General features: G+C 42.8%; 15 protein-coding genes. 11 read left to right on the top strand and 4 right to left on the bottom strand.

Annotated features, from left to right (window positions below; genetic code table 11):
* Positions 1-56 precede the first annotated feature (56 nt).
* The 3 genes from COR50_RS13090 (at position 57) to COR50_RS13080 (ending at position 5,245) form a co-directional block, all read left to right on the top strand.
* Positions 57-3,146: a SusC/RagA family TonB-linked outer membrane protein gene (locus COR50_RS13090; protein ID WP_098194403.1), complete on the top strand. Its 3,090-nt coding sequence runs from the start codon at positions 57-59 to the stop codon at positions 3,144-3,146.
* Positions 3,147-3,156: 10 nt separating this feature from the next.
* A complete protein-coding gene (locus tag COR50_RS13085) occupies positions 3,157-4,791 on the top strand; it encodes a SusD/RagB family nutrient-binding outer membrane lipoprotein (RefSeq protein WP_098194402.1) in 1,635 nt (544 codons plus the stop codon).
* A 175-nt stretch (positions 4,792-4,966) separates the two neighbouring features.
* Positions 4,967-5,245 carry a hypothetical protein gene (locus tag COR50_RS13080; RefSeq protein ID WP_098194401.1) on the top strand — a complete coding sequence of 93 codons (279 nt, stop codon included), beginning with the start codon at positions 4,967-4,969 and terminating at the stop codon, positions 5,243-5,245.
* A gap of 12 nt (positions 5,246-5,257) precedes the next feature.
* On the opposite strand, the gene COR50_RS13075 is transcribed toward COR50_RS13080, so the two are convergent.
* Positions 5,258-6,247, bottom strand: coding sequence for a GlxA family transcriptional regulator (locus tag COR50_RS13075; RefSeq protein ID WP_098194400.1), 990 nt, complete (start codon positions 6,245-6,247; stop codon positions 5,258-5,260).
* A 126-nt stretch (positions 6,248-6,373) separates the two neighbouring features.
* On the opposite strand from COR50_RS13075, the gene COR50_RS13070 reads away from it, so the two are divergent.
* The 7 genes from COR50_RS13070 to COR50_RS13040 all read left to right on the top strand — a co-directional run bounded on the left by COR50_RS13070 (position 6,374) and on the right by COR50_RS13040 (position 12,211).
* The gene (locus COR50_RS13070) at positions 6,374-6,874 is read left to right on the top strand and encodes a DinB family protein (RefSeq protein WP_157760819.1); all 501 of its coding nucleotides are present in this window, start codon (positions 6,374-6,376) and stop codon (positions 6,872-6,874) included.
* Between the two features lie 153 nt (positions 6,875-7,027).
* On the top strand, positions 7,028-7,483 hold the full coding sequence (locus tag COR50_RS13065) for an SRPBCC domain-containing protein (protein ID WP_098194398.1): 456 nt from the start codon (positions 7,028-7,030) through the stop codon (positions 7,481-7,483).
* Positions 7,476-8,036 carry a YdeI/OmpD-associated family protein gene (locus tag COR50_RS13060; RefSeq protein WP_098194397.1) on the top strand — a complete coding sequence of 187 codons (561 nt, stop codon included), beginning with the start codon at positions 7,476-7,478 and terminating at the stop codon, positions 8,034-8,036. Before COR50_RS13065 ends, COR50_RS13060 begins: the two co-directional genes overlap by 8 nt.
* 2 nt (positions 8,037-8,038) lie before the next feature.
* Complete coding sequence (locus COR50_RS13055) at positions 8,039-8,830, top strand: helix-turn-helix domain-containing protein (protein ID WP_098194396.1); 792 nt, start codon at positions 8,039-8,041, stop codon at positions 8,828-8,830.
* A 79-nt stretch (positions 8,831-8,909) separates the two neighbouring features.
* The gene (locus tag COR50_RS13050; RefSeq protein WP_098194395.1) at positions 8,910-9,290 is read left to right on the top strand and encodes a VOC family protein; all 381 of its coding nucleotides are present in this window, start codon (positions 8,910-8,912) and stop codon (positions 9,288-9,290) included.
* 43 nt (positions 9,291-9,333) lie between these two features.
* Entirely contained in the window at positions 9,334-11,247 is a 1,914-nt protein-coding gene (locus COR50_RS13045; RefSeq protein ID WP_098194394.1) for an AAA domain-containing protein, read from the top strand.
* Between the two features lie 130 nt (positions 11,248-11,377).
* Positions 11,378-12,211 carry a ThuA domain-containing protein gene (locus COR50_RS13040; protein ID WP_098194393.1) on the top strand — a complete coding sequence of 278 codons (834 nt, stop codon included), beginning with the start codon at positions 11,378-11,380 and terminating at the stop codon, positions 12,209-12,211.
* Here the strand turns inward: COR50_RS13040 and COR50_RS13035 are convergent.
* From COR50_RS13035 to COR50_RS13025, 3 genes are all read right to left on the bottom strand, one after another.
* A complete protein-coding gene (locus COR50_RS13035; RefSeq protein ID WP_198405642.1) occupies positions 12,208-12,504 on the bottom strand; it encodes a SelT/SelW/SelH family protein in 297 nt (98 codons plus the stop codon). The two genes, COR50_RS13040 and COR50_RS13035, sit on opposite strands and share 4 nt — an antisense overlap.
* Positions 12,505-12,538: 34 nt before the next feature.
* Positions 12,539-13,360, bottom strand: coding sequence for an ion transporter (locus tag COR50_RS13030; protein ID WP_098194391.1), 822 nt, complete (start codon positions 13,358-13,360; stop codon positions 12,539-12,541).
* A gap of 65 nt (positions 13,361-13,425) precedes the next feature.
* Positions 13,426-13,791 carry a nuclear transport factor 2 family protein gene (locus COR50_RS13025; RefSeq protein WP_098194390.1) on the bottom strand — a complete coding sequence of 122 codons (366 nt, stop codon included), beginning with the start codon at positions 13,789-13,791 and terminating at the stop codon, positions 13,426-13,428.
* 121 nt (positions 13,792-13,912) lie between these two features.
* Between COR50_RS13025 and COR50_RS13020 the strand changes: the two genes are divergently transcribed.
* Entirely contained in the window at positions 13,913-14,701 is a 789-nt protein-coding gene (locus COR50_RS13020) for a 3-keto-disaccharide hydrolase (RefSeq protein WP_098194389.1), read from the top strand.
* Positions 14,702-14,709: the final 8 nt, after the last annotated feature.

The raw sequence follows: 14,709 nt of genomic DNA, 5'->3' as shown, positions 1-14,709 counted from the left end.
GGCTATTGATAGATTATATCTGCAATTATATCAACTCAAATCTAAAACTTCAAAACATGAGAACATTTCTCCGGTTATTGACGATCTTTTCGTTGGTAATGTTAGTACTACCGGGAACCATGTGGGCACAACAGAAAGCTATTACGGGCACCGTTATAGCAGAAGGTGAAGGGCCTATTCCCGGTGCAACAGTCAGGGTCAAAGGAACCCAGCGCATTACGCAATCAGACGTGAAAGGTCAATTCAAAATTGAAGCCGCTACGGGCGAAATCCTCGAAATCAGTTATGTAGGCTACGAAACAAAAGAAGTGGTGATCGGAACAAGCACCACGCTAAGTATTACCCTTCAAACATCACAGGAATCACTCGGGGAAGTGGTAGTTACTGCCATGGGTATCAAGAAAGAGAAGAAAGCATTGGGCTATTCCGTGCAGGAAGTCCGCGCAGATGAGCTGATGCGGAATAAAAATGCTAACCTGGTAAACTCCCTGAATGGTAAAGTGGCAGGGTTGAACATTACCAACTCAGGCGGCGCTCCCGGCGCTTCCGCTTCTATTATTATCAGGGGCGGTACCTCCTTGGAAAGAAATAACCAACCGCTATTCGTGATCGATGGGATGCCGATGGATAACTCTACCGGGCAAGGTGATAACAGTGCCTTTGACGGGTCTGTTAACCTGTCTACCACGAACAGTAACAGGGCCATGGATATTAACCCCGAGGATATCGAATCGATCTCGGTGTTGAAAGGCCCAGCGGCATCGGCGCTTTACGGTTTAAGGGCAGCAGCAGGCGCGATTATTATCACGACGAAAAGAGGTTCTACCGGTTCAACTAATATCAATATTAATAGCAGGTATACCAACAATTGGGCAAACAGGTTACCGGATCAACAAAAAATTTACAAGCAAGGTTCTTATTACGGGGGAGCATTTACAGATCAAACCATGACCTCATGGGGCGACCCATTCGCAAGTGGTGAAAAACAATATGATAATATGGAAGATTTCTTCCAACATGCGAATGCTTTTGATAACAACATTAGTATATCAGGTGGTAATGCTAACGGAAATTTTTACCTGTCCGCATCTGACTTATACCAAAGCGGTATCGTTCCTACTACAGATTTCAAACGCTCTACCGTTAGGTTAAATGCTGAACAAAAGAAAGGAATATTCACTTTTGGCGTTAATGCTACCTACAGCAAAAGTAAAACGCAAAAAACACTTACCGGTAGTGGCCTTTGGGGCGCCGGGGGAAATGGTTATATGGAAACGGTGGTTACTTGGCCACGCAACTTGGACATGAAGCATTATCTCAACGATGACGGTGGTAAGTATCGCCTTTTCCCGGATCAAGATACCAGCGCCGATGTTGACAACCCCTACTGGATTATCAACAAGAACCCGCAATCCGATAGAAATAGCAGAATTGTAGGTAGCGCATATGTAAATGCTAAGATCACCGATTGGTTCGATGCTAGCTACAGGTTAGGTATCGATAATTACACTTCGACATTCAGGAACCTGATTTCTCCCGGTTCCGGGGTTAAAGAAGCTTGGTACCATGGAATGCTTTCGGAAACCAATAAAAATTATAGCTACCTATACTCAAACCTTTTATTGACTTTCCATAAAAAATTCAAAGATTGGGATTTGAGCTTGATTGCAGGTACCTCCGCAGAAAATACATATATAAAAAGCACCTCGGTTCGGGCGGAAGATTTCGTAATACCGGGGTTTATCAGCTTGGAGAATGCGACGACCGACAATCAATACTTTAACGACAATATCAGTAGAAACAGGATTGTCGGCGCTTTCGGTGATTTAAAAATAGGGTATAAAAACATGATCTACCTGGGCTTTACGGGTCGTAATGATTGGACTTCTACCTTCGCCCGTTGGAACCGCTCTTTCTTCTACCCCTCTGCCAATGCGAGTTTCATCTTTACGGAATTGATGCAACCTAACAAGGTTCTTTCCTTCGGTAAGATCCGGGCATCTATTGCAGGGGTAGGTAAAGACGCTAACCCTTATCAAACCAATACCTATCTATTTGGGCCAGAAGAAACTATCGGCGGAGGATTCAGGAACTATTGGAGCAGGGGTAATGAAGGTCTTAAACCCGAATATACGTATTCTTACGAGTTCGGAACAGAATTACGCTTCTTAAATAACAGGTTAGGATTCGATGCAACTTATTATATTAATCGAAGTGTGGACCAAATTTTAACGCCAAGGGTAAGTAACGCAACGGGGTATATCCTGAGCTCAGTAAATACCGGTGAAATTCAAAATAAAGGGATTGAATTTATTATTAATGCAACCCCGATCAAGAATAAGAACCTGACATGGGATGTGGCATTGAACTTCTCCCATAATAATGGCCGCGTTAAATCTTTGCCGGGAGATATCTCTATCTTATATGTAACGGATGTGCAAATAGGTTATGCTAAAGCCGCGTCATTTAACGATGGTTATTTCATGGGACTGAGTGGCTCTAAATGGCAGACGGATAGCACAGGTGCCTTGTTATTAGATTGGAATACGGGTTACCCGCTTACAAGCACTTCAACAACTGACCTAGTAGGAAATAGGGAACCTAAATTCATCGGTGGTATTAATAATAGCTTCACCTTCAAAAATTTCAATCTTAACTTCTTGATTGATTTCCGTAAAGGTGGTGATGTTTACAATGGTACTGATTACCTGTTAACAGCTTATGGAATGAGCAAGGAAACTGAAAAACGGGGCGAAGAAATGACCTTTACAGGAAAGTCACTCAACCCCGGTACCGGTAAATATGAAGATGTAACTCGTACTGTAGAAGCGACAGAACAGTTTTATAGGGATATCTACGTTAAAAACTCCCCTTTCTTTATACAGGAAGTAAATTGGGTTAGGTTGCGTGCCATTAATCTATCGTATAGCTTACCAACCAAAGTACTTAACCGTACTAATTTCTTGAAGGGAGCTACATTAACTTTAAGCGGGACCAACTTGCTCCTATTGACAAACTACGATGGAATGGATCCAGAAACTAGTGCAGCAGGCGCAGGTGTGGTAGGTTCCGGCTCTTCTGGTATTGACTATGCAGGTGTTCCAAATACAGCAGGCTTTTCCGTTGGTTTGAATCTAAAATTTTAAATGTTGGATTATGAAAAAATTACTCGCAATACTATCTATAACGGTTGCCTTTACATCCTGTAATACTTGGTTAGATGTAAACGACAACCCCAACTCCGCTAACTCAGCCGTGCCTACGGCCGAGCAAAGGCTTCCACCCATCTTGGCGCAATTTTCCGATTGCTATGAAAGTGCAGGAACGAGGGCGGCGTTTGTAAGCCAGCAATTGGCAGTAACATACGCTATTAATAATAACTATAACCTTACCCGTTGGTATTCTAACCTTTCAAGCGCCAACTGGCCTTGGCAATGTTGGTATGTAAATACAGCTGTCAATATTGCACCGATGATTACTGCCGCGGAAAAAGTGGGCGCATACCATTATATCGGCGTTGGTAAAATCATCAAAGCTTGGGGCTTTTCAGCATTATCAGACTTTTACGGCATGATGCCATATGATGAATTTGATGATCCCAATACCTTTACGCCTAAGTTCGACGATGGCTCCTACATCCAAGGTAAAGTTTTGGAATTATTGGACGAAGCCATTCAAGATTTACAAAAACAACAAGCTCCAGGTGCGCCTTCGCTTGCTGAAGGAGATACTTGGAACCATGGTAATGTGGACAATTGGATCCGTCTTGCCAACGGTATAAAAGCGCGTTGTTTATTGCATTTAGTAAAGAAAGCCGATTTCGATCCCGAGGCCGTTTTAGCTGCCGCAAATGCTGGTCCGCAAACGGAGGATCAAAGTACAATCATGCAATATATCGATGATCCTTCTACCACCAATAACGCTAAATCGAGCTTACAATATCAAAATACCGGCACTTCTGCCAGGTTTACAAAACTTTATATCGATTATTTAAGTAATAATTATACCGGGGCTCCAACCGGCGCCAATGACATGGAAGACCCCAGGATGGATATAATCTTGCCAAGAATGCAAGATGGTAGCGGTAATTGGGTACGCACGCAAGGGGTTGATATGACTTCCGATGTAGTTCTAAATGGTCCGAAAGCCGTATCATTTAACAGCACTACTAACAAGTTCTCCAACGCCGATTCGATTTACATCCAGTTGCGTAGAAACCCCATGAGCCCCGCAGCCGGTAATAGAATCGCTTCAACAGGTTGTTGGTATACGGATCGCGGTGCTAAAGGTTTGTTGCTAACGAATGCTGAAATGCATTTTATAGTAGCTGAAATTAAACTGCGTCAAAATAAACCTAATGAAGCATTACAAGCATATCAAGCTGGCATCAAGGCTCATATGACTTTGGTCGGTGTTGACGGCAGCGTATCTGATAATTTCTTAGCCAGTACTTCCGTGGTGCAGGACCCGGCCAAATTAACATTGAGCGATATCATGATCCAAAAATATATCGCCCTTTCGTTCTCTATCGAAGTATGGTGCGATCTTAGGAGATTAAACTATTGTACTGATGCCTCGGGTGTTTACAATGAAAGTACCGGTGTCTATAAAGGTTTCAAAAGACCGAAGCACGTCTATTTGGAATCTTATCCCAATGAAACAGATTGGCCCCGTAGATTTGCAGTTCCAAGCTATGAAATCAACTATAACCTTGACCAGGTTAGAGCCGCCAATCCCAACGCGGAAAAACCGACTTATATAAATCAACCGGTTTGGTGGGACAAGCCCTAAGTTTAGCAATTAATTCTTATAAAATCAGAAGGGATCGCAATTATTCGCGATCCCTTCTAATTTATACATTATAACCGCGGGAAACATAGCCGCATTCCCCCCTAAAATTGTCGCAATCCTGTCCTAGATAAATACATTGTCACCAGTACATTTGCCATATCAATACTGATGCGACATGGTTGAAATATTTAAAACAAACGTCAAAAATATCGAGGTAGCGGATCAATGCATAACCATACTAAATGAACAATGTCCTTCATATAAAGCCAATTTCGACCTAATGGACATTGACAATATCTTGCGGATAAAAAGCGAACAAGAAATCGAAATAGACATCCCCAACATCTTACAAATTGTAAAATCCCTCGGGATTGAAATTGAATTAATCAACGATGAAATAAATCAGCCTACCCCGCTGCAAGAAATTGAATCCGCGAGATCCCGTAATACTTGAAATCCGTGAACCTTATGCTTTAATGGACACCTGCAAATCCCTATTGTATTTATTTCTATACTCGATCGGGGACAATCCTGTCGTCTTCTTAAAAACCGACCTGAAAGCCTTGGTATCCGAATATCCCACCATGTACATCACCTCGTTAACATTATCCCGTGATGTTTCAAGGCTCATCTTGGCAGCTTCGATCTTTACACGTTGGATATATTCCAAGATAGTATTAGAAGTAGCCTTTTTGAACCTACGTTCCAGGTTTCGCCTACCGATCGCCAGCATTGTTGCCAATTGATCTACGGTAATTTTTTCCTGGTAATTTTTCTCGATATACTCTTGGGCCCTAATTATCGATTCATCATCATGCCCCTTCTGTCCACGGAACATGATAAATTGCGATTGGCTACCGCGATCAAATTCAATCTGGAAAGTTTTGGAGCAAAGGATCGCGATCTCCCTCCCGGCATACTTCTCGATAATGTATAGCACCAGGTTTAGGAATGAATAAGCGCCTCCACTAGAATAAATACCTTGCTCATCCGTAATAATTTTTTCATCTACCAAGTCTATGCGGGGATAAGTTTTTCTAAATTCATTGGCATATAACCAATGCGTTGCACAACGTTTTCCATCTACCAAGCCCGTTTCTGCCAAAAGGAAAGCCCCCACGCATAAACTCGCAATCTCGGCACCCTTATTATATTGTTCCACTACCCATGGAATAAATTCTCTATTCATGCTAACAGACTCCTGCATATCACCATGCATCGCCGGTATAAATATCAAATCGGTATGATCTATATCATGGATCATCTTCTCCGGAAATACAGAAAACAGTCCCTTGTTTAATACGGTCGAACTATTTGCCCCTACCAACTCCACCTTGAATACGGGATCATTCCCCATGCTTTCCGCGATATCATTAACTGCCGTTAACAATTTATGGGTTCCTTCTATACTGCCCAGTATGGCTTCGTTTAAAACGAGAATGGAAATGTGTTTCATAACATAAAATTATGTAAATATTTTGTCGCAAACTGCCCCTAAAATTGGCAATTTCAACCATCAATTCAAAATTAGGAGATAATTAGCTTTGTAAAATAATCATTCTCAATGGAAAATAATTTTTATATGTTTAAACAACAATTTACATATTTCGAAGATGCTTTACAGGATCTCGAAAATGCCATCGCGACATTTAATGATCAAAATTTTAATACGAAACCGGCTGAAGGCGCCTGGTCGGCAGGACAGGTAGTGGAACACCTCATAAAATCTTCCGATGGACTGGATGCCCTCATGATCAACCCCGTTACCAAAACTCAACGGGATCCCCTGGAAAAAATACCACTGATAGAATCGGTATTCCTCGATTTTGAGGCTAAATACAAAGCGCCGGAGTTCAATACGCCATCTGAAGAGCCGAAGGACAAAACTTTATTGCTACATCAAATATTAGAAAACTATAGAAATTTCCGGGAGACTTACCTACAACTTCCACCGGGAGAATTGTGCACCGGTTTCGAAGTTCCGACAATGGGTACATTCACCAGGGCTGAATGGCTGGCATTCGTAAGATGCCATACCACCAGGCATACCAGGCAACTACGCAACATTTTCAATACTGTTTAACCGGGCAGTTAACTTGTAAAACCATCACAGCATATATACTTCCCATCCCGGTAAACATCATTGCAACTAGATGTAATTTTTCCGTCGATGTTCCATGTTTATAGTAAAATTTTCGGTAGATTTAACGCCTAATCAATTTTAATAACTGCCGATATGGAGCAAAGTAAATATATAACGAACAACATCAGCATTAATGCTACTGCGGAAGAGGTTTGGGATGCTCTTGTAAACCCTTTGAAAACCCGGCAATACATGTTCGGTTGCGAAACGGTTTCAGATTGGAAAGTTGGGAGTGAATTACGCTGGCGTGGAAAGATGGATGGCAAAGAAATAGATTTTGTTACTGGATATATCGTAAGTATCGATCCGCCATCAAAATTAGTCTATACAGTTTTTGATCCCCTTTCTGATATGGAAGATATCCCGGAAAACCATCTCACCGTAACTTACGATCTAATCACCGAAAACGGCGCCACGACTTTAACGGTAACCCAAGGTGATTATTCCAAGGTAGCTAACGGTGAAAAACGGTATGCCGATTCTTATAATAATGGCGAGGGTTGGATGCCCGTCCTGAAAGCGATAAAAGATTTAGTCGAAAATGGATAAACCTACATTTTTTAAAAATGCAGCGGCATTTAAAAATTGGTTAAAGAAAAATCATGATAAAGAAACGGCCTTCTTGGTAGGTTTCTACAAGGCTGGCACGGGAAAACCCAGTATGACCTGGGCGGAATCGGTGGAAGAAGCACTTTGTTACGGCTGGATTGATGGTATGCGCAAAAGCATTGATGAAGAAAGCTATTTTATCCGTTTCTCGCCGCGCAAAATGAATAGTACCTGGAGCGCCAAGAACATACAGACCGTAGCAAAGCTAATCCTTGAAAAAAGAATGCAAGCGCCGGGTTTACATCTATTCGAAAACCGTGCCCCGGGTAATACAAATAAGTATAGCTTCGAAAATAAGGGCACCGCATTAGATGCAAACCTTCAAAGAATACTTAGAAACAATAAAAACGCTTTCAAATTTTTTGAGCAGCAAGCGCCTAATTATAAAAAAGTAATGAATCATTGGATCATGTCGGCCAAACAGGAAACAACACGGTTAAGAAGGTTGGAAAAGCTGATATCCGCTTGCGTTGAAGGGAAAAGATTACATTAGCAATGAATTACCAGGTTTTCTTACCATCACCCGAATTAGCGCCTTATATCCGCTTGTATTGGAGCCTTTCCAGCGATCAAGCTTATATTCATCACGCGATGGCGGATGCATGCGCGGAAATGATTTTTCACCTTGATGGCCAATTTGAAGAAATCTTGCCCGGTAATTTGTTTTCACGATCTCCCCTAACAGGCCTAATCGGCCCCGCCCAGCAAGCCAGGAGATTCCGTATCGAAAACGGCTTCCAAATTTTCGGGGTATACCTCTATCCTTTCAGCATCCCCTTGATATTTGATTTACCTGCCGCGGCACTGACCGATGAGATGCCTCCATTAGAAGATATTTTGCATAAAAATCACCGCCATCTTGTAGAACAAATTATGCTGGCCGGTAGACACGAAGAAAGGATAGCCATTATGAACCGGTTCTTCATGGAGAGGTTGCAACGTAAACAACACGATGACCTGCCCGTCTTTGGCGCCATCCGGCAAATTATACAACAAAAAGGACTCGTCGATATACAAGATTTATTTAAATCCGGTTACCTTTCTAACCGTCAATTTGAACGGCAATTCAAAAAATTCGCCGGCCTACCCGCCAAAAAACTGGCCCGGATTGCGCGGTTCCAGGCTGCAACGGCAATGTACGGTCAAGATATTCAGCTCACGGAAATGGCGTATAGTCTCGGCTATTATGATCAGTCCCATTTCATCCACGATTTCAAGTCCTTTTCGGGCGTTTTGCCAAAGGATTATTTTGCCGGCAATACTGCTGCCAGCGATTGGCGTGAATAATGTCGTTTTTCTACAATTCTCCCGGTAAAAACCCTCATAACTTTGTGATCATTACCATAAAGAAATAAAATTCATCATTATGAAAATTCCATCCACCCACCAAAGCTTAATGGCTTACTTGATTGTACCCGACGCCAAGCAATTTTTCAATTTTTGCCAAAAAGTATTCGGCGCCGAAAAGACTTATGAGCTATTACGCGAGGGAACAGATACCATTCAACATGCTGAACTGCAAATAAATGGCATCACCATCATGTTTGCTAATGCGATAGAACAATGGCCGCCTGAAACCGGCAGTTTCTTTATTTATGTAGATGATGCCGACAAAACTTATAAAGTTGCATTAGAAAATGGCGCAAGTTCCATTTTGGATTTAAGCACCAAGGATTATGGGCGAACTTGCGGCGTAAAAGACCCTTCCGGCAACACCTGGTGGATCACGTCATTACCCGGTAAATAAAATTCTTACTTTTTTTAAGTTGCGAAGGCTTTAAATTTGCCGGATGGATTATTTCAAGAAGCTATCCGGGCTATTGAGGGAAGAACGTAAAGAAGACCGGTCTATTTATGAAACATTGACCGCCAGTACTTCGATTTACGATCGTAGGGCAAATGGGCTTACCTGGTACCCCTTGGCCAACAGGGGTACCGAACCCAGCAAAGGTGATTATATCAACGTGGAGTTCGAAAGAACTTCCTACCAAGATATTAACCCGCAATTCAAAAGCGGCTCTGCCGTCATGTTGTTCTCCAACCACAATCCCAAGGAAGATCGCTTAGAAGGTACAGTGACCTATCTATCCGGGAATAAGCTGAAAATTAATTTCCGCACGGAAGAGCTCCCCGATTGGGCTGATGACGGGAAACTGGGTATCGATACGCTTTTCGATGATAATAGTTATGACGAGATGGAAAAGGCGCTTACCATAGCTGAAAAACGCTTGGAAGCCGGCGGAAAGGACGATCGCCTGGTAAAAATCATCACGGGTCTCAAAAAACCCGAATTTTACGAACAACGTAAAGTTCATGGTCTTTCCGAACATTTGAATACTTCGCAACAATTAGCCATCACTAAAATTATCCAGGCAGAAGATCTCGCTATCGTTCACGGCCCGCCGGGAACGGGAAAAACAACGACCCTCGTGCAAGCGATCGCCATGCAGTTGGAACAAGGCGCCAAGAAGGTTTTAGTAACTGCACCGAGCAACACTGCCGTTGATCTGCTGAGTGAAAGACTATCAGAAAAGGGCTTGAAGGTTTTACGCATCGGCAACCCTGCCAGGATCAGCGAACGGCTGGAGTCGCTCAGCTTAGACTATCAACTGGCCCAACATCCGGCTAATAAGGAGATCAGGGCGTTCAAGAAAAGGGCTAAAGAATTTAAAGACATGGCCCACAAATACAAACGCAATTTCGGTAAGGCCGAAAGGGAACAGAGAAAAGCGCTCTTCGATGAAGCCAGGAACATCATGAAATCGGTAGAAAAAACCGAGCAATACATGATGGACGACCTGGTAGCAAAGGCTCAAATCATCACGGCCACCTTGGTGGGAAGCCAACATTACAGTATAGCGAAAATCACCTACGATGCCGTATTTATTGATGAAGCCGGGCAAGCATTGGAGCCCGCCTGCTGGATACCGATCCTGAAAGCGCCTAAACTGGTACTTGCCGGCGATCATCAACAATTGCCCCCTACCATTAAATCCCGCGAAGCAGCAAAACAGGGCCTGGCTGAAACGTTAATGGAAAAGTGTACACGGCTTTATCCCGAAGCAGTAGTTTTGCTCGAAGAGCAATACCGGATGCACCGATCGATCATGCATTACGCTTCCCAAGTATTTTATGATAATAAATTAAGAGCACATCATACCGTAGCAGAACAACTACTATTCACCGGAGATTTACCGGTTAGTTTTATCGATACCGCCGGCTGCGGTTTCGAGGAGAAAATCGAAAATACGGCTATCTCGAACCCCGAAGAAGCACAATTCCTTTTTCAACATCTCATGCAGTTTTGCCTTCAACTTGTTCAACATTTCAAGGATAAAAAATACCCTTCCATCGCGATCATTTCACCTTATAAAGCACAGGTTCAGTTGCTAAAAGACTTATTGATCGAATCGCAATTGCCGGGCGATATAAAAAATTATATCACGGTGAATACGATCGATAGCTACCAAGGACAAGAACGGGAGGTCGTATACATCAGTATGACACGCAGCAACCCCGACAGTAAAATCGGCTTTCTTTCAGATAACAGGCGGATGAATGTTGCAATGACACGCGCCAAGAAGAAATTGGTAGTAATTGGCGACAGCGCCACTTTATCGCAATTTGATTTCTATAAAAATTTTATTCAATATACCGAAGCGCAAGACTCCTACTTGAGCGCATGGGAGTTTATGGAATATTAGCCGGCGATTGAAAGCAGCTTTTTTTAGTAAATTGGAAACGGCAAGGAAAGAAAATGTATCTTTCGGCCACAGATATCGAGGCTACTAATTGGGCAGTGGCAAGATGAAGAAAAATTTTACCTAGAATACGATGCAGAACTCCAAGTTTAAGTTATTGAAATTGACGTTATCCTTATTGTTGTTGCAGATCAATATTGCAACGGCGCAAGAGGTTAATAATAAACCGAAAGTGCTTTCATTTTTCTACGGGAAAGATGATTTGGCCCATGTTAGCTTTGATCATGAAGCTAATGAATGGTTTTCTAAACTAGCTGTGGAGAAAGGCTTTATTTACGATACCACGAGTAATTGGGACCTGTTGGATACCGCCGTTTTGAAAAACTACCAAGCTGTATTCTTTCTCGATTACCGTCCCAACACTGCAAAACAAAGGGCGGCATTTGAATATTATATGGAGAATGGCGGCTCTTGGCTCGGATTTCATTTCGCCGCATTCGCATTAACGCCGAGCAAATACCCGCAAGACTGGGATTGGTACCATATCCATTTTCTAGGTTCGGGAAGTTATGTAAGTAATACTTGGAGACCGACGCCCGCCTATTTAAAAGTTGAATCAAGGCACCGTACTACGCGCCGGCTTGACAGTGTATTCATTTCCGGGGCCAATGAATGGTACCGCTGGGAAAGGGATCTGCGCAATAATCCTAAAATAAAAATATTACTATCCATCCACCCGGAAAGCTTTCCTTTAGGCACCGGGCCGAAGCCTTCCGAAATATGGCACCGCGGGTTCTACCCCGTTGCCTGGACGAATAAAGATTACAGGATGGTTTATATCAATATGGGGCATAATGATATGGATTACGAAGGAGGCACCAATAAAACATTAAGCCATACGTTCGGCCATGAAATGCAGGATAAGTTCATCACCCAATGCGTGGCATGGCTATTGGATTTATATTAAACAGGTTTACGGTCGCTATGGCCCAGGCTTTTACCGGGATTAACATGATCCCTGACCGTTTGTTTCAACTGTTTTATTTCCGGGAACTGCCCATCACGCTTCCGGTCGAATAAAACGACCTGGTCCAGTAAAACCTGGTAAGAACCGGCAATCTCGGCAGGCTGTAAACTCACCGCGCTTAAATCTTCTTCGAAAGTAGTTAACAACTCCTGGGCCATGTATGCGGCCCTCAAAAGCCATCCACATTTCGGGCAATAACGTATCGTAATGCCGGGTTTATTTTGTAGTTCCATAAATGTTCCTGTTGGCATTTAATTAATAAACAAGCTACAATTTTGAGCCGCAATATTTGCAAAATTCCGCATCGTGGTCATGCCCATCCTTCCCGCAAGAAGGACAAGCTTCGTTAGTATGAAATTTTCTCCTCGCGGCTAAAGCCATCTCCGTAGTAACAATTCCCGTGGGCACGGCAATAATACCGTATCCCAACAGCATGATAAAGCTCGCGATGAATTTCCCGAGCGTAGTTGCCGGGGCAATATCACCGTAACCGACGGTTGTAATCGTTACGATCGCCCAATATACCGATTGCGGGATGCTGGTAAAACCAGAATTCTCGTCTTCCACGAGGTAAATCACCGAACCGAGAATTATTACGATCGTAATAACGAACAAGATGAATACGCTGATCTTGCGTAAACTATTGGTAACGGCGATCGTTAAAAATTTGATCTCCGAAACGAAATGCACCAACCTAAATATCCGGAATACCCTTAATAAACGTAAAGCCCGTAATACAAGCAAGGATTGCGATCCCGGGATCAATACGCTTAAATAACTCGGTATAACGGCAAGTAAATCAATAATACCAAAAGGGCTCAGGGCATATTTCCAAGGGCGGGTGATGCAGAGCAGGCGGAGTAAGTATTCCACGGTGAACACGGCAGTCAAACCCCATTCGATAGCGTGGAACAAGACCCCGTAACGGGCGCTTAGCTCCTGTACACTATCGAGCATAACGACGATGATACTTAAAATAATACAGCACAATAGGGCCACATCAAAAGCCCTTCCTGCCGGGGTATCCGCTTCATAGATGATCCTATGAACCTTTTCTTGCCAAGGTGAGGGTGTTTTGTTATCGTTCATAATACTGGTAGAATCCGGTCAATGATAATGAATTGCACTTTAAAAACAAAACAGTCCCGTTCTAGTTACATGAAAAAGTTCTCGGAAACAATTTTACCATCCTTTACAACATACACGCAAATTTCATCCATCTTATTACGCCCCATCTTCGGATCTTTATAAGTCGCATCGAGAGAAAGGACGACGGAAAAAGAATTGCCGGCAATGACAGGTTTGCCAACTTCGCAACTATGAAATTCCTGGACGATCTCGTTAAACCGCCTGCTTTTATCAAAAAGATTATCCAGCCCCTTCGTTACCTTTGGAAAGCCAGGGGTATCGTATAATTCAATACTTTCAGCATCCTTGGAATACAGTTCCTCCAATGCTTTTTCAAACTCGCCCCGATTGCATAACTCAACGAGGCGATCTGCAATTTCTTGGATTTTCATACCGTATATTTTTTAGAACATCAATTTAACCAATTTCTTTACCATTGCCATTTATAAAATAAGCAGAACCGCTATCCGTTTAAAAATGTAAATTAGACACTTATACTATCTACCTACAGTTATGAAGAAATATTTATGCTACTTGTTGGCAGGTTGTTTATTTACAGCTTGCCAAAACTCCGGATCTAAAACGGGACATGCCGAATGGCAATATTTATTCAACGGCAAAGATCTTAACGATTGGATTGTCAAGATTCACCACCACGAAACCGGCGATAATTACGGGCAAACATTCAGGGTGCAGGACAGCATGTTACTGGTTCGCTATGACCAGTACGATCATTTTAATGAACAGTTCGGGCATATTTATTACAAAACGCCTTTCTCAAGATACCACCTCAAGTTCGAGTACCGCTTTACCGGTAAATGGCGGCAAGATGCACCCGGCTACACGATCCTCAACAGCGGGGTAATGTACCATTCCCAAGATCCCCGTACCATGCCAAAGGAGCAGGATTGGCCCATCTCGGTAGAAATGCAGTTATTGGGTGGTTTGGATGATGGCCAGCCACGCCCTACAGGTAATATGTGTTCACCAGGTACGCATGTAGTTTATGAAGGAAAATTAGATCAACGCCATTGCATAGATTCCCATTCCAAGACTTACCGGGGCGATCAATGGGTGAAGGCTGAATTGATAGTGTACGGAGATTCATTGGTACAACATATTATAAACGGGGATACAGTTTTGCAATATAGCCAACCACAAATTGGCGGAGCTGTCGTGAATCGCTACGACAGTACCCAAAAAATAGATGGCAAAATATTGTCATCCGGTTACATCGCCTTTCAAAGTGAAGGCCAACCCATTGATTTCAAGAATATTATGATCAAGGATTTGTCAAAATAAATATTCCA

Source organism: Chitinophaga caeni, assembly GCF_002557795.1.
GTDB classification, from domain to species: domain Bacteria; phylum Bacteroidota; class Bacteroidia; order Chitinophagales; family Chitinophagaceae; genus Chitinophaga; species Chitinophaga caeni.
This window is presented reverse-complemented; position numbering and strand designations above follow the sequence as displayed.

Coding starts and splice junctions, on each gene's coding strand:
- COR50_RS13030 (WP_098194391.1), bottom strand. CDS start 13,360: ATGAACGATAACAAAACACCCTCACCTTGGCAAGAAAAGGTTCATAGG.
- COR50_RS13070 (WP_157760819.1), top strand. CDS start 6,374: ATGTTTAAACAACAATTTACATATTTCGAAGATGCTTTACAGGATCTC.
- COR50_RS13055 (WP_098194396.1), top strand. CDS start 8,039: ATGAATTACCAGGTTTTCTTACCATCACCCGAATTAGCGCCTTATATC.
- COR50_RS13065 (WP_098194398.1), top strand. CDS start 7,028: ATGGAGCAAAGTAAATATATAACGAACAACATCAGCATTAATGCTACT.
- COR50_RS13080 (WP_098194401.1), top strand. CDS start 4,967: ATGGTTGAAATATTTAAAACAAACGTCAAAAATATCGAGGTAGCGGAT.
- COR50_RS13020 (WP_098194389.1), top strand. CDS start 13,913: ATGAAGAAATATTTATGCTACTTGTTGGCAGGTTGTTTATTTACAGCT.
- COR50_RS13040 (WP_098194393.1), top strand. CDS start 11,378: ATGCAGAACTCCAAGTTTAAGTTATTGAAATTGACGTTATCCTTATTG.
- COR50_RS13035 (WP_198405642.1), bottom strand. CDS start 12,504: ATGGAACTACAAAATAAACCCGGCATTACGATACGTTATTGCCCGAAA.
- COR50_RS13090 (WP_098194403.1), top strand. CDS start 57: ATGAGAACATTTCTCCGGTTATTGACGATCTTTTCGTTGGTAATGTTA.
- COR50_RS13060 (WP_098194397.1), top strand. CDS start 7,476: ATGGATAAACCTACATTTTTTAAAAATGCAGCGGCATTTAAAAATTGG.
- COR50_RS13075 (WP_098194400.1), bottom strand. CDS start 6,247: ATGAAACACATTTCCATTCTCGTTTTAAACGAAGCCATACTGGGCAGT.
- COR50_RS13085 (WP_098194402.1), top strand. CDS start 3,157: ATGAAAAAATTACTCGCAATACTATCTATAACGGTTGCCTTTACATCC.
- COR50_RS13045 (WP_098194394.1), top strand. CDS start 9,334: ATGGATTATTTCAAGAAGCTATCCGGGCTATTGAGGGAAGAACGTAAA.
- COR50_RS13025 (WP_098194390.1), bottom strand. CDS start 13,791: ATGAAAATCCAAGAAATTGCAGATCGCCTCGTTGAGTTATGCAATCGG.
- COR50_RS13050 (WP_098194395.1), top strand. CDS start 8,910: ATGAAAATTCCATCCACCCACCAAAGCTTAATGGCTTACTTGATTGTA.